Annotated in this window: 21 protein-coding genes and 1 other RNA gene; 12 read left to right on the forward strand and 10 right to left on the reverse strand. The window is 48.3% G+C overall.

Annotation, left to right across the window (positions count from 1 at the left end; all coding sequences use genetic code 11):
* The first annotated feature begins 43 nt into the window (after positions 1-43).
* Positions 44-1,009 carry a tRNA dihydrouridine synthase gene (locus tag ACTHS8_RS03510; protein WP_440372987.1) on the forward strand — a complete coding sequence of 322 codons (966 nt, stop codon included), beginning with the start codon at positions 44-46 and terminating at the stop codon, positions 1,007-1,009.
* 42 nt (positions 1,010-1,051) lie between these two features.
* Here ACTHS8_RS03510 and ACTHS8_RS03515 read toward each other — a convergent pair whose 3' ends face one another.
* From ACTHS8_RS03515 to ACTHS8_RS03525, 3 genes are all read right to left on the reverse strand, one after another.
* The gene (locus ACTHS8_RS03515) at positions 1,052-1,777 is read right to left on the reverse strand and encodes a hypothetical protein (protein WP_440372988.1); all 726 of its coding nucleotides are present in this window, start codon (positions 1,775-1,777) and stop codon (positions 1,052-1,054) included.
* 160 nt (positions 1,778-1,937) lie between these two features.
* Positions 1,938-2,411 carry an iron-sulfur cluster repair protein DnrN gene (gene dnrN / locus ACTHS8_RS03520; RefSeq protein ID WP_003681045.1) on the reverse strand — a complete coding sequence of 158 codons (474 nt, stop codon included), beginning with the start codon at positions 2,409-2,411 and terminating at the stop codon, positions 1,938-1,940.
* A gap of 182 nt (positions 2,412-2,593) precedes the next feature.
* Positions 2,594-3,526 (reverse strand): AEC family transporter, encoded by a 933-nt coding sequence (locus ACTHS8_RS03525; protein ID WP_440372989.1) that lies wholly within the window; start codon positions 3,524-3,526, stop codon positions 2,594-2,596.
* Positions 3,527-3,703: 177 nt separating this feature from the next.
* Between ACTHS8_RS03525 and ACTHS8_RS03530 the strand changes: the two genes are divergently transcribed.
* Both ACTHS8_RS03530 and ACTHS8_RS03535 read left to right on the forward strand, forming a co-directional pair.
* Positions 3,704-4,459, forward strand: coding sequence for a GNAT family N-acetyltransferase (locus ACTHS8_RS03530; protein WP_070632807.1), 756 nt, complete (start codon positions 3,704-3,706; stop codon positions 4,457-4,459).
* 60 nt (positions 4,460-4,519) lie between these two features.
* A complete protein-coding gene (locus tag ACTHS8_RS03535; RefSeq protein ID WP_440372990.1) occupies positions 4,520-5,269 on the forward strand; it encodes a lysophospholipid acyltransferase family protein in 750 nt (249 codons plus the stop codon).
* Between the two features lie 123 nt (positions 5,270-5,392).
* On the opposite strand, the gene ACTHS8_RS03540 is transcribed toward ACTHS8_RS03535, so the two are convergent.
* From ACTHS8_RS03540 to gloA, 3 genes are all read right to left on the reverse strand, one after another.
* Entirely contained in the window at positions 5,393-6,229 is an 837-nt protein-coding gene (locus tag ACTHS8_RS03540; RefSeq protein ID WP_440372991.1) for a hypothetical protein, read from the reverse strand.
* 2 nt (positions 6,230-6,231) lie between these two features.
* Complete coding sequence (locus tag ACTHS8_RS03545) at positions 6,232-6,441, reverse strand: hypothetical protein (RefSeq protein ID WP_063075460.1); 210 nt, start codon at positions 6,439-6,441, stop codon at positions 6,232-6,234.
* 84 nt (positions 6,442-6,525) lie between these two features.
* Positions 6,526-6,939 (reverse strand): lactoylglutathione lyase, encoded by a 414-nt coding sequence (gene gloA / locus ACTHS8_RS03550; protein ID WP_003685011.1) that lies wholly within the window; start codon positions 6,937-6,939, stop codon positions 6,526-6,528.
* 206 nt (positions 6,940-7,145) lie between these two features.
* On the opposite strand from gloA, the gene ACTHS8_RS03555 reads away from it, so the two are divergent.
* Together ACTHS8_RS03555 and ACTHS8_RS03560 are read left to right on the forward strand one after the other, a co-directional pair.
* Positions 7,146-8,246 (forward strand): hypothetical protein, encoded by a 1,101-nt coding sequence (locus ACTHS8_RS03555; RefSeq protein WP_063075459.1) that lies wholly within the window; start codon positions 7,146-7,148, stop codon positions 8,244-8,246.
* 86 nt (positions 8,247-8,332) lie between these two features.
* Complete coding sequence (locus ACTHS8_RS03560; protein ID WP_003685247.1) at positions 8,333-8,797, forward strand: low molecular weight protein-tyrosine-phosphatase; 465 nt, start codon at positions 8,333-8,335, stop codon at positions 8,795-8,797.
* Between the two features lie 94 nt (positions 8,798-8,891).
* Here ACTHS8_RS03560 and metW read toward each other — a convergent pair whose 3' ends face one another.
* Positions 8,892-9,473 (reverse strand): methionine biosynthesis protein MetW, encoded by a 582-nt coding sequence (gene metW, locus ACTHS8_RS03565; RefSeq protein ID WP_440372992.1) that lies wholly within the window; start codon positions 9,471-9,473, stop codon positions 8,892-8,894.
* On the reverse strand, positions 9,470-10,609 hold the full coding sequence (metX, locus tag ACTHS8_RS03570; protein ID WP_440372993.1) for a homoserine O-succinyltransferase MetX: 1,140 nt from the start codon (positions 10,607-10,609) through the stop codon (positions 9,470-9,472). Before metX ends, metW begins: the two co-directional genes overlap by 4 nt.
* 115 nt (positions 10,610-10,724) lie before the next feature.
* On the opposite strand from metX, the gene ACTHS8_RS03575 reads away from it, so the two are divergent.
* The gene (locus ACTHS8_RS03575) at positions 10,725-10,925 is read left to right on the forward strand and encodes a protein MIGRI (protein WP_440372994.1); all 201 of its coding nucleotides are present in this window, start codon (positions 10,725-10,727) and stop codon (positions 10,923-10,925) included.
* Between the two features lie 68 nt (positions 10,926-10,993).
* On the opposite strand, the gene nadE is transcribed toward ACTHS8_RS03575, so the two are convergent.
* On the reverse strand, positions 10,994-11,782 hold the full coding sequence (nadE, locus tag ACTHS8_RS03580; RefSeq protein WP_254342924.1) for an NAD(+) synthase: 789 nt from the start codon (positions 11,780-11,782) through the stop codon (positions 10,994-10,996).
* Between the two features lie 102 nt (positions 11,783-11,884).
* Here nadE and ACTHS8_RS03585 point away from each other — a divergent pair, with 102 nt between their 5' ends.
* Genes ACTHS8_RS03585 through efp form a run of 3 tightly spaced genes read left to right on the forward strand, consistent with a single transcriptional unit; the run spans position 11,885 to position 13,955 of the window.
* The gene (locus tag ACTHS8_RS03585) at positions 11,885-12,163 is read left to right on the forward strand and encodes a hypothetical protein (RefSeq protein ID WP_063075455.1); all 279 of its coding nucleotides are present in this window, start codon (positions 11,885-11,887) and stop codon (positions 12,161-12,163) included.
* 31 nt (positions 12,164-12,194) lie between these two features.
* Entirely contained in the window at positions 12,195-13,352 is a 1,158-nt protein-coding gene (earP, locus tag ACTHS8_RS03590; protein WP_311459833.1) for an elongation factor P maturation arginine rhamnosyltransferase EarP, read from the forward strand.
* A 42-nt stretch (positions 13,353-13,394) separates the two neighbouring features.
* A complete protein-coding gene (efp, locus tag ACTHS8_RS03595) occupies positions 13,395-13,955 on the forward strand; it encodes an elongation factor P (RefSeq protein ID WP_049351376.1) in 561 nt (186 codons plus the stop codon).
* A 59-nt stretch (positions 13,956-14,014) separates the two neighbouring features.
* Here the strand turns inward: efp and ACTHS8_RS03600 are convergent, their stop codons facing one another.
* Positions 14,015-14,614, reverse strand: a complete 600-nt coding sequence (locus ACTHS8_RS03600; protein ID WP_070632918.1) for an MlaC/ttg2D family ABC transporter substrate-binding protein — start codon at positions 14,612-14,614, stop codon at positions 14,015-14,017.
* Between the two features lie 165 nt (positions 14,615-14,779).
* Between ACTHS8_RS03600 and ACTHS8_RS03605 the strand changes: the two genes are divergently transcribed.
* The 3 genes from ACTHS8_RS03605 to ssrA all read left to right on the forward strand — a co-directional run bounded on the left by ACTHS8_RS03605 (position 14,780) and on the right by ssrA (position 16,767).
* Positions 14,780-14,995, forward strand: a complete 216-nt coding sequence (locus ACTHS8_RS03605) for a tautomerase family protein (protein WP_137040913.1) — start codon at positions 14,780-14,782, stop codon at positions 14,993-14,995.
* A gap of 85 nt (positions 14,996-15,080) precedes the next feature.
* Positions 15,081-16,295 (forward strand): pyridoxal phosphate-dependent aminotransferase, encoded by a 1,215-nt coding sequence (locus ACTHS8_RS03610; RefSeq protein ID WP_003685291.1) that lies wholly within the window; start codon positions 15,081-15,083, stop codon positions 16,293-16,295.
* Positions 16,296-16,404: 109 nt separating this feature from the next.
* Positions 16,405-16,767: a transfer-messenger RNA gene (ssrA, locus tag ACTHS8_RS03615) on the forward strand.
* The last annotated feature ends 14 nt before the right edge of the window (positions 16,768-16,781 follow it).

Here is a 16,781-nt window from a genome sequence, read left to right on the forward strand (position 1 = left end):
ATACCGCTACAATATGTCCTCCTTTTTTCAGACGACCTGACTCATGCAGCTTATTCTTGCCCCCATGCAGGGGCTGGTGGACGATGTGATGCGCGACCTGTTGACGCGTATTGGCGGATTTGACGAATGCGTCAGCGAATTTATCCGCATTACGCACACGGTTCACTCACGCGCCACTTGGCTTAAATATGTTCCCGAAATCGCCCATGCCAACCGCACGCCGGCCGGCACGCCCTGTACTGTCCAGCTTTTGGGCAGCGATGCGAAAAACATGGCCGTCAATGCTTTGGAAGCCGTGCGTTTCGGTGCGGACAAAATCGACCTCAACTTCGGCTGCCCCGCGCCGACGGTCAATAAACACAAAGGCGGTGCGGTCTTGCTCAAAGAGCCGGACTTGATTTACCACATCGTCCACACCCTGCGCCAACGCCTGCCGCAACACATTCCGCTGACGGCAAAGATGCGACTCGGTTATGAAGACAAAAATCTGGCATTGGAATGCGCTTCCGCGATTGAAAACGGCGGCGTATGCGCGTTAACCGTCCATGCGCGCACCAAAGTCGAAGGCTACGAACCGCCGGCACATTGGGAATGGGTTCGCAAAATCCGCGATGCAGTCAGTATTCCCGTTACCGCCAACGGCGATGTGTTCAGCCTTCAAGACTATCTCGATATTAAAACCATCAGCGGCTGCGACAGCGTGATGCTCGGGCGCGGCGCCGTTATCCGTCCTGACTTAGCGCGGCAGATCAAGCAATATGAAAACGGCGAAACAGTCAAAGATACCGACTTTGCCGAAGTCTCTTCATGGATAGTCCAATTCTTCGACTTGTGCCTTGCCAAAGAAGCCAACAACAAATATCCGGTTGCCCGTTTGAAACAGTGGCTGGGCATGATGAAAAAAGAGTTTGAACAGGCGCAGGTATTGTTTGACCGCATCCGCGCCGTCAAAGAAGCGGATGAAGTGAAACACATTCTGCTGTCGTTTGAACAAGAGATGCATTCATGATTAAAAAAAGGCCGTCTGAATTTCAGACGGCCTTTGATCTCATCACCTACATACATAATCAGCCAACAGTCTGCCTTTTTCCGCACTGGCTGCATTAGCCATGTTTACCTGTCTGGTCTCAGGGCCATTCTTAGATTTCAGGGCTTCGCCATATTTTCTGGCAAATTCTTTATTGGCACTGGTCACCCTTGACTCGGTAGAATCTAATATGAAACCGTCTTGCTCATATTTGCCTTGCGCAGTAATAATCAAGATATTTTCAGGAGAAGGATAATCCGGAAAATCAATATAGTTGGTAACCAGCTTATAGGAAACGCCTTTGCCGTGTTTCATATCCTGACAGATGCCGTTAGGCGCGGTAAAGACTGCATGGCCGATCCGGCTACGCCCGAAATCGTAAAAATCGATTCTCTTCGCAGAAGCCAACAGTTTTCTATCGTTGCCGTCATTGATATTTAATGACTTGCCGTTTACCAAAAACAGGGTTGGCAACAAGGGGGTGCCATGATAGGCTTCCAAATTATATGCTTCGCCCAACAGCTTGCCCTGACGATACACCGTCAAGACAGGCTTTTTCAGACCATTTTCCGGATTACCGGTTTTCTTAAAAGAAATCTTCTGCAGTACACTGCCAAATTCATAATAAGGCCGCGACTGCACGCCTGTTTTCGCATCCTGCAGAGCGCTCCAGTCACCGCCCGTCGTTTGGGCGCACGCAGTCACAGCGGCAAACAGAATACCCGATAGTAAAACTTTAGAATGTTTCATTCATAAACTCCTTCTTAAGTAAACAAAAGAACGGATGTGTGCCTTTACTGCCTAATTTTGTTTCTTCTTTATTAAAATTTTAGAACTATTGTACTAACTTAGCAAGGGATTAAAGAACAGGCCGTCTGAACATTCAGACGGCCTTGATTAACCGCAAATTTTAAGAAGCCAAAACGCGGGGGAAGAAAATTTCATTTTCTAAGTGGATATGGTCTTTCAAATCGTCCACCATCTCTTTGGCCAATGTGTACAAACGAGTCCAGCTGCCGCAAGCGCCTTCGGGAAGCTCAAAATTGTTGGTTAACTCTTCCAGACGCGCGATGGCTTGGTCATGTTCTTCATGTTCGTGCATCATCACGCTGATGGGCATTGCCGCACCACGGCCCACGCCTTGATTAATCATCGGGAACAACATGCGCTCCTCTTTCATCATGTGCATCAACAGCTCGTTTTGCATATATGCCAACAAATCGGCCACTTCGGCAGGGAAAGTATCGGCATGAACCTGCGCCACTTTTTGCGCCAGCGGTACCAACTCTTCAAACTGGGCGCGGTGAACGTTGTGATAACGTTGCAGGATATGGTCAATCGTAGAATTGAAAGGCGCGGTTTCCCAAAGGGTAAAGTCGGTCATGGCTGTGTTCCTTTAAAGATTTATATTGAATGAATGTTAGGCGTAAGGATACACGCAGCAATCAGCTTTGTATAGTTTTTTAATTGTTTAATTAATTGATAATAAAAGTTATTTTCAAATTTAAAATAACAAACAGGCCGTCTGAAACATAATGCCAACGTTTCAGACGGCCTGCCCTTTTCTTAAATAATCCAACGATATAACGCAATCATCACCGGCATGGTTACCACACAAAGCAAGGTCGTCAGCCCATAAATCGCGCTGGCTTTTTGGGCATTTTTACCGTAAACAACCGCCATTTGGGTAACTGTCGCTGCGGCAGGCGAAGTCGTTGCCAAAAAGCTGATTAAAACAACCGTATCCGCATGCGCATCCTGATGGGCAAAACCACAAACTTTAACGGCAAAAAGCAATAATACTGGAATCAAAATCAGCCTTAAAAAAGCAACAAGATAAAGCCTCGGCGTCCACATAATCGAGCGCAGCGGCAAAGAAGCCAAAAGCATGCCCGCTACCAACATGGCAACTGGGCCAATCATGCCGCCCACCGTTGCCAAAGTATTATCGACAATATGCGGCAGCTTGATTTGAAAGGTAAACATCAGCAGCCCGACCAGCATGGATAAAATGTTGATATTGGTAAAAATGGTTTTCCAAGCCACATTGCCGCGGCCGCAAATCAACAGGCGCAGATGCGTCCAAAACAAAAACGTCTGCACCATAATAAAACCGCTGGTGTAAATCACCCATTCCGCACCAAAGACCGACATCACCAAAGGGATAATCAGGTTGCCCGAATTACTGTACACCGTCGCCGCGTGTTCGAGCGCATCGAGTTTGAACAAGTGTTTAAACAACCTGCCCAAAACAATCAACACCACATGGAAAAACACCGCCAGCATGACGGAAAGCTTCAGCCCTTCGATAATCTGCGGCGTATTGTCCATCTGAAAGGCGTGAATCATGACGGATGGGCTGATCAGGTAAAGCGCGATAACGGAGAGCGTGTAGCTGTTTTCCGATTTCAACAGCCCTGCCTTCACCAAGGCCACGCCCATCAAAACAATCAGCGTCAGCTCGGTAATTTTTCCGGCAAGCAGGAAAGAGGTTTCCATAATAAAAAAGCGGCAAAAACGTTGATTTTACGCTTCTACCGCTTCTCATGCCAAATTCAGACGGCCTGAAGCCTTTTTCCAACAACCCGACATAATTTGCCCTACCGCAAAGCAAATCAATATAAATCTGTCCGTATATCCGCTATAATCAGCCATTTTCTTCAAACAGGAAACATCATGTCCCCCAGCCGTTTCAATCAAACGGGCCCCAAAATCGGCCTGAGCGTACGCCTTGCAGAAACCCAAGCTGAAATCGAAGCCGCCCAAAGATTGCGCTATCAGGTTTTTGCCCAAGAATTGGGTGCGGAAATCGAAAGCGATGACGGCCGCGATGTCGATCCTTATGATGAACATTGCCACCACCTGCTTGCCTTCGACGATGCAACCGGCGAGGTAATCGGCTGCTACCGCCTGATTACCGAAGAAACCGCAAAAAAAGTTGGCGGCTGGTATAGCGAGCATGAATTTGATCTTGAGCCTTTGAAAAACATTCTACCGCAAACCGTCGAACTCGGCCGCGCCTGTACCCATCCGGACTACCGCAACGGCGGCTTGGTTATGCTGTTGTGGACCGGTTTGGTCAAATTCATGAAAGACGAAAACCTGCGCTTTATGATTGGTTGTGGCAGTATCGAAATGCGCGACGGCGGCAACGATGCGGCGGGCCTGTATCATGCTTTGAAAGACAAATACCTCGCTCCGGAACAATGGCGCGTCAAACCGCTCAACCCGCTCAAATGGGACAGCATCACGCCGTCTGAAAATCCGCCTGTACCCGCACTGATCAAAGGCTATCTCAAAGCAGGCGCGTGGTTCTGCGGCGAGCCTTGCGTCGATGAAGCATTCAACTGCGCGGATGTGCTGATCATGATGGACATCAGCCACCTTTCCGACCGCTACTTGCAGCGTTTTGCCCCTAAAACCGATTCATAATAAAAGGCCGTCTGAAACTTCAGACGGCCTGCCTAATCTTTATAAAAAAAAACACACACAATGACCGCCAAAATCCGTTTTATCTTCCGTCTTCTCTGTATTGCCGGCTGCCTTTTGTACGGCATGGCCGAAATGTTTTTTCTGTTTCCCTTTTACAGCAGCAAACGCAAACTGCGCGCAATCCAATTATGGTCGCTGCGCGTGCTTGCTTCCTGCGGCATGAAACTGCAAACTTTCGGCACGCCACCGCAAGAAGATCGTGGTCAGCTAATTATCAGCAACCATATTTCATGGTTGGACATCATGGCGGTCAACGGCGCATTTCCCGGCCGTTTTGTAGCTAAAGACGATGTGGCCAAATGGCCGGTGGTCGGTTATCTCGCCACACAGGCGCAAACAGTTTACGTCTCGCGCAACCGCGGCATCAAAGGTAACACCGCCAAAATTGCAGGCGTGACCGAAGCACTGAAAAACGGCGATACCGTCACCATTTTCCCCGAAGGCACCAGTACCGAAGGCCGTGAAATCCTGCCGTTCAAACCCAGCTTTTTTCAGACGGCCTATGATGCAGGCGTACCGATTATTCCGGCACTCTGCCGCTACCCGAATTCGGACGGCAGCAGCCCCAATCCGCACACTGCCTACTACGGCGACATCAGCCTCTGGCAATCCATCTGCATGGTCATCAGCCAGCCTTCCAGTACGGTCGAGCTGCATTTCCTCGATCCGATTGAAGCGGGAGAAGACCGCTACGCGACCGCGCTTCACGTACACGCCCTGTTGAGAGAAAAGCAAAAACAGTTGGGCTGATCAAAAAAGGCCGTCTGAATGTTCAGACGGCCTTTTCCATTATCTTATGTCTGCTGAAAATAAAGTGCGGTTAAAAACGGGATAATTTTTAACCGCACTTTCAATCAGTTTAGCTACAAATAACTAAAAATCTTCTGCATATTGCATAAAGTCAAATTCGCCCTCAGCACGTGAGAATAAATGAGCGGCATAACGATCTATTACCTCTGCTGGATTCGTTAACTTTTTAATACCCATCACATCCGCTCTTGGTATCACATAAACATTACGCTCATCATTATGTGAAGACACAAATAATTGATATCCTGTTTTACTCCAATCGTCATTGGAACGGGTATCTAGTAAACATCTTAATTCAAAATATTTTTCGCTATCATTGAATTTATCATCGTCATAGCTTTGTCTAAAAGCATGATGAAATTTCTGCTCTAAAAATTCAGTATATTCAGGAAGAGCAACGCCATGGCTATCTTCAAAACCTTCTATAATTGAATGAAGAGGCATCAAGAGAAGTGACGGAAGATTGCTCTTATAAATATTAGGAACAATACTTTCTGCACTACACCATCTACTACTAAGGTATAGCCATGAATCAAGGATTTCCTGAGGAATAAAGGCTACTTCCTCTAAACCTCTATCATGATATGGGTTATATTTAATATAGTACACCACATCATTAATAATGATGCCAAATTGTGTAATATCATCCATAACTGGAATTTCTGATTTTTCTATTGCATAAAAGAATTTCCCTTTAGTTAAATATTTACATGTCATTGGCATGATATTTTTAAAAGAGGATATTAATTTACTATTAACCTCTCCTGAATTTAAAAAATTAAGCCCATCATACTCTCGAGTAATATCGTCTATGTTTAATTTATCATGTTCAATATTTTTAAAACTATAAAAAACATAAGTAAAATGTTTTTCTAAATCATCTTTATTGAAAAACTTCATATCTATTTCCCTTTGCTTATTTCCTTAATTTTCTTATTAACTAAATCTCGCATCATTTCTTGTCTTCGAGCAAGGAATTTTCTGTAGTTAGGCGAAATATCTTTCCCTTCCTTAACATAGTGCGCCCAACCAGAAGTACCAGTTTCTATTTTAGATCCTTTTGAAGAATTTAAGTATTTTGGTAAAGGTTGCAAATTCTTAGGATGATTCATTAATTCGTTCTAAACATGTTTTGGTAATTTATCAAAGCCAGGAATCCGTTTAAATTCAACTTGAGGTAAAATATGATCCACTGATTAAGATGAATATTGCACCGAATCGCTACCGCTTTTCTTTTGAATAAATTCAATTTTGTAGCCGTCCGGATCTTCGACAAATGCAATCACAGTCGTACCGTGTTTCATCGGGCCGGCTTCGCGTACCACTTTACCGCCCATTTCTTTGACACGTTCGCACGCGGCGTAAGCATCATCGACTTCAATCGCGATATGGCCGTAAGCATCGCCTAAATCGTAAGATTCGGTATCCCAGTTGTGGGTCAGTTCCAAAACAGTATGGTCCGCCTCATCGCCATAACCGACAAAAGCCAAAGTAAAACGGCCTTCAGGATAATCACGGCGGCGCAGCAGTTGCATGTTCAATACGTTTTGATAGAAATCCAAAGAACGTTCGAGATTGCCGACACGCAGCATAGTATGAAGCAAGCGCATGATTTTGTTCCTTTCTGAATTATGTTTGGTCATGGATTATAACACATCGGGTATTTACCCTCCTCAACTTAGAAAATGCCGATACTTAAACCGTGCAAAAATGAAGCGTATCCCCTATCGCCAGTTGAATTTAATTGATTAACAAGCACACCGACTGACTAAATTGCTATAATCGCCACACTTACAACACAACACTTCAAACCGTCATGAAAACCTTTGTTCTTCCAGATACCCGCCCTTATCCGCAGAGCCCTATCAAAAACTACCTTCTGCTCAATGCCTATCAGCTGGCGCACAACTCCTCCTCCGCATCACGCAAACTTTCGGCCGGCCAACTGCAAACCGAAATCCGCACCATGCTCAGCCAAAACCATTACATCAACCTTTCATTGGCGATGACCATGGCGCCCGATGTCGGCACTTACACCAGCCTGATTCAAAGCGTGGGCGAAGTCCTGAAGGCGGAAAACGATAACGAAGCCCAATGGTTTGCCCTGCCTGTCGTTTTGGTCGCCGGTTGCAAAAAAGAACAAACCCTGCCGCTCACGCTGCCTACCGAAGCCCTCTTCGCCTGCCTGCAAAACTACCCTAACCTGCGCGCCCTCACGCAAAACACGCAATGGCTGCCTTACCTCGTCCAATCTACCGACTTGAGCAGCGTTACCCCGGGCGAGTGGTTCCAAGCCAAACAAAACGATGAAGCGGCAGGCGCATTCCTGCAAAAATTCGAATACAAACCATTGACGCTGCCCGAAGGTCAATCCGTCCATGTTGTTTACGCGCTGGGCTACGGCAATAAAGACATTCAGACGGCCTTGGGCCTCAACCTGCAACAGGCAGGCCTGCCATTGATGCAGGTTTGGCAAGAGCATCTCGCCCTTGACGGCGTTACTCTCTTTACCAACCCGCTCTCGCCCAATACGCCGCTTGACGCGCTTACCGACGGCAGCCACACCCGCCAACGCATGGCCATGGACGTTTTTGCTACCAACGCTATCCGCGCCATCCGTATGCAAAGCCCGCGTGTCGGCGTTGTTGCCGCAGCAAAAGCGGGCGGCAAGCTCCAGTTCAGCTTCAACGCGACAGACAGCGCGTTTGAAATCGTTCCGCAGACCTTCACATGGGAGCTGGCCTCAACCGACAATATCGCCATCGTTCAGCAAAACTTCCTCGACCTGATGGCCGAATGCCGAATCGAGCACCTCTACCTGCTGCACAACCCATTGGGCGAAAACGAGAACATCCCTACTTATGCCCAAGCTTTGAAACTGGAAGGCCATAATCCTTTCTTCAGCAATGTAAACTAAATTGAAAATGCAACACGCCAAGGCCGTCTGAAAACGGTTTAGCGTGTTGCATTTATTTTCAAACCTTACCGCTCATTTTCACGCATATGAAAACCCACAAAATCCTTTTCGTCTGCCTCGGCAACATCTGCCGCTCCCCCATGGCCGAATACGTCCTGCGCCACCGCGCCCGCGAAGCAGGCATGGGTAATGCCGTCATTACAGCCAGCGCAGGCACATCAGGCTGGCACGACGGAGAAGACATGCACGAAGGCACGCGCCGCGCACTCAAGCAACACGGCATCGACCCGTCAGGCTTTACCAGCAGCAAAATCAAACCCAGCGATGCCGAACATTTCGACTACATCATCGTGATGGACGACAACAACCTCAGAGAAACAGAAAAGCAGCTCGGTTTCCACCCCGGCAAAATCTTCAAACTGACCGACCTTATCCCCGATTCAGGTTACAACCACGTTCCCGACCCGTGGTATACAGGCGACTTTGACGAAACCTACCGTCTGGTCGATGCCGGCAGTTTGGCCTTATTGGAAAAATTGAAACAGGCTTAAACCGGCTTTAACAAAAAAGGCCGTCTGAACAGGTATCCGCAAAAGCCATGCTTTCGTGATTACCTGTTCAGACGGCCTTTATTGATAACCGCAATCAACCTACGCGATAAAACGCCAGACTGCCTAATAAATTCGGCAGATGTTTAATCTGTTTATTGCCGGTCATTACCGCACGCTCCAGCACGCGGATTTTATTTTTGGCACACAATAAATCGAAGTCTTTGAGAGTACACCAATGGATATTGGGCGTATCGTACCAGTGATACGGCATGCGCTCGGAAACCGGCATATGGCCGCCGATGGCGAGTTGAAAGCGGTTGCGCCAGTAGCCGAAGTTAGGGAAGCTGACGATGGCCTGCTTGGCCACACGCATCAGGCAGCGCAGGATTTTTTCCGTGTTCTGCATCGCCTGAATGGTTTGGCTCAAGACAATCACATCAAAACTTTGATCACCAAAAGCCACCAAACCTTCTTCCAAATCGGCTTGAATGACGTTTACGCCGCGGGATATGGCGGCAATCACGCTGTCGGTATCGATTTCAACGCCGTAGCCGGTGCAATTTTTATGTTCCACCAACGCGGCCAACAGTTCGCCGTCGCCGCAGCCTAAATCGAGTACGCGGCTGCCTTCGGGTATCCAATCGTAAATGAGTTGCAAATCGTCGCGCAGATTCATTTTTGGCAGTCCTTGTAAACGTTGTTCATATAAGCGGTAACCGCGCGGATATAGGCTTCATCTTCCATCAAGAAAGCATCGTGGCCATGATTGGATTTGACTTCAATGTATTGCACGGATTTTTGCGCGGCGATTAATGCCTTGACCAATTCGTGCGAACGTTGCGGCGAGAAGCGCCAGTCGGTGCTAAAGCTGGCCACAAAAAACTTGGCCTGCACATTCTCCACGGCGCGCGTGAGGTTGTGACCGTAATCGGCAGCCGGGTCGAAGTAGTCAAGTGCCTTGGTCATCAGCAGATAAGTGTTGGCATCAAAACGACCGACAAACTTGTCGCCTTGATAGCGAAGATAAGATTCCACTTCAAATTCAACGCCATAGCCGTATTGATAACCGTCTGATTTTAAATCGCGGCCGAATTTTTTACCCAAGCCATCTTCGGCAAGATAGGTGATGTGCCCCATCATGCGCGCGATACGCAAACCGCGTGAAGGAACGGTATGATGGCTGCGGTAATTGCCTTCATGGAAATCGGGATCGGTCAAAATAGCTTGACGGGCAACATCGTTAAACGCGATGTTTTGCGTGGAAAGTTTAGGCGCAGAAGCGATGACGAGCGCATGAGCAACGCGTTCAGGCAAAGAAATCGTCCATTGCAATGCCTGCATACCGCCCAAGCTGCCGCCAACAATGGCCGCCCATTTTTGAATGCCGAGATAATCGGCAAGCATGGATTGGGACTTCACCCAGTCTTTGACGGTTACAACCGGAAAATCCGCGCCATATTCGTGGCCGGTTTCAGGATTTTCGGACAAAGGGCCGGTACTGCCGTCGCAGCCGCCCAAGTTGTTCAAACCGACAATGAAAAAGCGTTCGGTATCGATGGGTTTGCCAGGGCCGACCATATTGTCCCACCAACCGGCGTATTTATCCTCCGCACTGTGCTTGCCAGCAACGTGATGATTGCCTGACAGGGCGTGGCAGATCAGGACGGCGTTGCTTTTGTCGGCATTGAGTGTGCCGTAAGTCTCAACCATCAGGTCGAAACGGGGTAAGGTTTTGCCGTTTTCCAGAGCAAGCGGTATGTCAAACGGGATTTTCTGGGGCGTTACAATGCCCACTGAGGCATTTGTTGTCATTTGTAATTTCCAAGTGAAGCGGCAAAGGGGTATTATAACGTTTCGTTTTTGTTTTGTGCATGAGGCTTCAGACGGCCTGCCCTGATTAAAGGCAATATTTTTGGGAGAATGTGGAATGATAGGCAGGCTTTTGCGATTTTTTTTCTTTTGCGCCATAGCGGCATTGATTGTGAACCGTTTGTTCAGCCGCCAACAAAAGCGCACCATTCGTGAAATCGCCAAAATCAGCGCGTGGGTATTGCTGGGCGCGGCGACGGCTACGCTGTTTTGGTATTTGATGATGCTGTTTTTCAAGCATATTCCCAATTCTTATTGAAATAAAATATAAAAGGCCGTCTGAAAACCTTAATCCAGCGTTTTCAGACGGCATTTTGATGTTCAAACTTAAAATAATTCTTCCGGAATCTTGCAAACCGGAATCGGATTGACTTTGTGCTGCATGGCTTTGTGCAATCGGGTATAGATTGCCAAAACTTCGCGCTGTCTGCCCTCAAAATCTTCAGGCTTGTGGCTGTCGTACACGCTCATCGCCCATTCGAGTTCGGGATAAGATGCGCCCATTTGTTCTTCATCGGTACGCTCAGTATCCCAAAGGCCGTCCGTCGGTACAGCTTTTTGAATGTCTTCTGATACGTCCAGCTCGGCTGCCAACGCGTACACTTGAGTTTTGGTCAAATCGGCAATCGGGCTGATGTCCACGCCGCCGTCGCCGTATTTAGTGAAGAAACCGACGCCGAAATCTTCAATTTTATTGCCCGTCCCCGCCACCAGCAAACCATGCAGCTGGCCGTAATAATAAAGCGTCGTCATGCGCAGGCGGCTGCGTGCATTGGCAAGTGCCAGCTGTTTGTTGGGAAATTCGGTTTCGCTGACGTCAACGGTATCGGCAAACGTATCGAAAGTTTGGGTCAAATCGACGCTTTGCGCTTTTACATTGGGATAACGCTGTTTCAGACGGCCCATGTGTTCTTGCGCGCGGTTGACTTGGTCGGATTTCTGACGAATCGGTATTTCCAACAACAAAACCGACAAACCGGTTTGAGCGGCAAGGGTGGAAACCACGGCAGAATCGATGCCGCCGGATACGCCGACGACAAAACCTTTGGCACGCGCCTGCTCGGCGTAATCTTTGAGCCATTGAACAATATGGCGGATGATGGCTTGGGTTTGCATAAGGATAAATGTTCGCTTCAAATAAAACGAATGATAGCCTGATTTGCACTTGTCTGAAAGACGACAGGGTATAATGCCCTTTTTATTTCTTGCACGCACACCATGTCCAAACCCATCCTCCTGCGCTGGCTCGTTGTCTGCCTGATTCCGCTTGCCACCCTTTTGTGGTTTGCCCTCAACCCGCCCGAAGACAAAACGCAACACCTCATCAACGGCATCATCCTTGCCTGCGAAGCCACGTTCCTATTTAAATTCGTCCTCTTTGACGTCATCAAACACCACCTCAAACAAGAGCCTGAATTGAAACGGCAAAGCATTTTGATGTTTATCCCGATTGTTTTGCTGATTGTTTATTTGTTCCACTATTTCGGCGCATTCTGATGTTTTCAGACGGCCTTAGGCATATTTTTCCATGAACACCACCCCACCTTATACCTGCTGGATTTTCTGCAACGTCATCGACAACTTCGGCGACATCGGCGTTTCATGGCGGCTGGCGCGTATTTTGCAACGCGAACTCGGCTGGCAAGTGCATTTATGGACAGACGACTTCCCATCCCTTCAGGCACTCTGCCCTGACTTAGCCTCGATTCCCAATATCCATCAAGGCATCGGCATTCACGCTTGGCAAGCCGACCATGCCGAAGATACCGATACAGCCCCTACCCCCGATATCGTCATCGAAACCTTCGCCTGCGAACTGCCCGACAACGTTCAAACCATCATCCGCCGACACCGACCACTTTGGCTTAACTGGGAATACCTCAGCGCGGAAGACAGCAACGAGAGGCTGCACTTAATGCCCTCGCCCCAAGCCGGCGGCATACAGAAATATTTTTGGTTTATGGGTTTTAGCGAAAAAAGCGGCGGCCTGTTGCGCGAACGCGATTATGCCGAATCTGTCCGCTTTGACAAGGAAGCCTTACGCCGACAACTCAAACTTCCCGCAAAAAATGCGCCCGAATGGCTGCTTTTCGGCTATCAAAGCGATATTTGGGCAAAATGGCTGACCATGTGGCAACAGGCCGGCCAACCCATAACCCTGCTGCTGGCAGGCACACAAATCATCACCAGCCTGAAAAACAGCGGCCTAGTGCCGCAAAATGCCCTGCTTGAAGACGGCGATATGTATCAGAGCGAACACATTACCCTGATCAAAATCCCTTTTGTCCCCCAACAGGATTTCGATAAACTGCTCAACCTTGCCGACGGCGCCGTCATACGCGGCGAAGACAGCTTTGTTCGCGCCCAGCTTGCCGGAAAACCTTTCTTTTGGCACATCTACCCGCAAGAAGAAAATATCCATCTCGACAAGCTGCACGCGTTTTGGGACAAAGCGCATCAGGTTTATCCGGATGTTGTCGCCACGGCACACCGCCACCTTTCCGACGAACTCAACAACGGAGAAGCACTCAGCGACAGCCAACGCCTGCAGGCATGGCAAACCCTGACGGCACACCAAAACGAATGGCTGCAAAGCACGACAAAATGGCGGGACAGACTTTTTGCCCAAAAAAGTGCCGTTGAAAAACTTGCCGCCTTTATTTCAAAGCACAAAAAAATACGCTAAAATAGCGCGTTTTATTACAACCGATTTGATTGGAAAACTACAATGAAAACAGCACAAGAACTGCGCGCCGGCAACGTATTTATGGTTGGCAACGACCCTATGGTTGTTCAAAAAACCGAATACATCAAAGGCGGTCGCTCTTCCGCCAAAGTCAGCATGAAACTGAAAAACCTGCTGACTGGTGCCGCTTCTGAAACCATTTACAAAGCCGACGACAAATTCGACGTCGTAATCTTGGCCCGCAAAAACTGTACTTACAGCTACTTTGCCGACCCAATGTACGTCTTCATGGACGAAGAATTCAACCAATACGAAATCGAAGCCGACAACATCGGCGACGCATTGAAATTCATCGTTGACGGCATGGAAGACGTATGCGAAGTAACTTTCTACGAAGGCAACCCAATCTCCGTAGAATTGCCTACCATCATCGTTCGCGAAGTTGAATACACCGAGCCTGCCGTTAAAGGCGATACCTCCGGTAAAGTGATGAAAACCGCACGTCTGGTCGGCGGCACTGAAATCCAAGTGATGTCTTACATCGAAAACGGCGACAAAGTCGAAATCGATACCCGTACCGGTGAATTCCGCAAACGTGCTTAATCAGCCCGTAACAGAAAAAGGCCGTCTGAATATTCAGACGGCCTTTTTCTTAATCTGCCTTACTGTTTCTTCAAGCCCTTGGCTTCGACAGTCGCAATTGTACCGTCAATGCCTTTGCTCTTAATCAGCTCGCCAAATTGGTTGCGATATACCGTTACCAAGCTGGTACCGTCCACACGGATGTTGTAAATCTTATACGCACCGCCGCTTTGGTAAAGCTGGTAGGCCACTTCATACTTGGTGCCTTTTTTGGTCTGAATTTCCGAGAAAACGTCAAACTTATTGCCGTTTGCCGTCATCTTCGGCAACAGGCGCACATTTGCATCCGCCGCACCAATCAGTGCAGAATGCGAGTACATCGCAATTACCATGTCTTTAAATGCACGGATAAAATCGGTTTTCTGTTTGGCAGAAAATTCACGCCATGGCGCGCCGACAGCCAAAGCCGAAATACGCTCATAATCCAAATAACGGTTGGCATACTGCTCAACCTGTTTCACACGTTGCGCTTCTGTTAAAGACGTATTACGTGCAATTTTCAACACGGTATCAATGTTCTGCTGCATCTGCTTTTGCGCCGGATGAGTTTCCGCCGCCACATAAGGCGCGGCAATTACCATCGGTGCAGCCACAATCAAAGTCTGAAGAAAACGGTTCATGACGATATCCATCCAAAATAAAACCGCATTGTAAAAACAATCTATTCCAAAAAACTTAATTCTTTGTAAAAGCAGTCATGAGCAATGAAAAATCCTGCAATTAAATTTCAGACGGCCTGATAAAAATAAGATAACATATGAACGCTATTTTAAAAGGAAACAGCCATGCCTTACGTCAACATCAAAGTAACCGGCGGCAGCGAAGCCCCGAGCACAGAGCAAAAAGCCGAATTAATCCGCGGCGTAACCGAATTACTCTCACGCGTTCTCAACAAAAATCCTGAGACAACCGTCGTCGTCATTGACGAAATCGATATGGACAACTGGGGCATAGGCGGCAAAAGCGTGACGGTTCGCCGTGCCGAAGCGCGCAATAAGTAAGCTTTGGCCGTCTGAAACGCTTTTAATTTACCCGCAAAAAGAGTACATTTACCCCCATTGTTAACAATTTTACGGAACACACATCATGGAGAAATTTCCCAAATCGTCCAAGCTGGATCACGTTTGCTACGACATCCGCGGCCCGGTTCATAAAAAAGCCCTGCAACTGGAAGAAGAAGGCAACAAAATCCTCAAGCTCAATATTGGCAACCCTGCCCCGTTCGGCTTTGAAGCACCTGATGAAATTTTGGTTGACGTGATCCGCAACCTGCCGACCGCGCAGGGCTATTGCGACTCCAAAGGCCTTTATTCCGCACGCAAAGCCATCGTTCATTACTATCAAACCAAAGGCTTGCTCGACGTTACCGTCAACGACGTTTACATCGGCAACGGCGTATCCGAGCTGATTACCATGTCCATGCAGGCATTGCTCAATGACGGCGATGAAATCCTGATTCCTGCACCTGACTATCCACTGTGGACCGCCGCCGCGACACTGGCCGGCGGCAATGTACGTCATTATTTGTGTGACGAAGAAAACGACTGGTTCCCGAATCTGGCCGATATAGAAGCCAAAATTACGCCGAAAACCAAAGCCATCGTCGTCATCAACCCCAACAACCCTACCGGCGCGGTGTACAGCAAAGAAATCCTACTGGAAATCGCCGAACTAGCGCGTAAACACGGCCTGATTATTTTTGCCGACGAAATTTACGACAAAATTCTTTACGACGGCGCCGTACACCATCACATTGCCGCCCTCGCCCCCGACTTGCTGACCATTACGTTTAACGGCCTCTCCAAAGCCTACCGTGTGGCCGGTTTCCGCCAAGGCTGGATGGTGCTCAACGGCCCGAAACATCATGCCAAAGGCTATATCGAAGGCCTCGACATGCTCTCCTCCATGCGTCTGTGTGCCAATACACCGATGCAACACGCCATTCAGACGGCCTTGGGCGGCTATCAAAGCATCAACGAGTTTATCCTGCCAGGTGGCCGCCTGTTGGAACAACGCAATAAGGCATGGGAACTAATCAACCAAATCCCCGGTGTTTCCTGCGTCAAACCAATGGGCGCGATGTATATGTTCCCCAAAATCGATACCGAAATGTACGGCATTCATGACGACATGAAATTCGTCTACGATTTGCTCGTGCGTGAAAAAGTCTTGTTCGTCCAAGGAACAGGCTTCAACTGGATACGCCCCGACCACTTCCGTATCGTTACCCTGCCGCCCGTTCATCAAATCGAAGAAGCCATGGACAAACTCAAACGCTTCTTGCAAAACTACCATCAATAAACCTAAACCAAACAGGCCGTCTGAAAAAGCAAACTGCTGTTCAGACGGCCTTTTCAATCAGCAACTTGGCAAAGCACGCTGACATGCGTATAATCGACTTTTCCTATCTGGGGGCGATCTTGGTTTCGACGGGGGTTGCAAAGCAGATGCGGGCATACCGGGATCTCAGATTTCCCGTTAAACACTGAATTTAAATAGTCGCAAACGACGAAACTTACGCACTGGCCGCTTAAGGCCTGCCGTTGCAGCAGTTGGTCAATGGGCTGTGTAGCGCAAGCTACCGCAACGTCATTCTACATTGACTGGTTTTCTGTCGGGTTACTTGGCAGGAAACGAGATTTAAGGTAACTGGTTCCCTGAAGGCCTGTTGGTCGGCATGATGGGGACGAGATTCTAAATAGACACAACTAAGTATGTAGAACGCTCTGTAGAGGACTTTCGGACGGGGGTTCGATTCCCCCCGCCTCCACCAGATTTGAAGCGCAA

The sequence above is a fragment of the Neisseria sp. P0016.S008 genome (genome assembly GCF_051957775.1).
Classification (GTDB): domain Bacteria; phylum Pseudomonadota; class Gammaproteobacteria; order Burkholderiales; family Neisseriaceae; genus Neisseria; species Neisseria flavescens_B.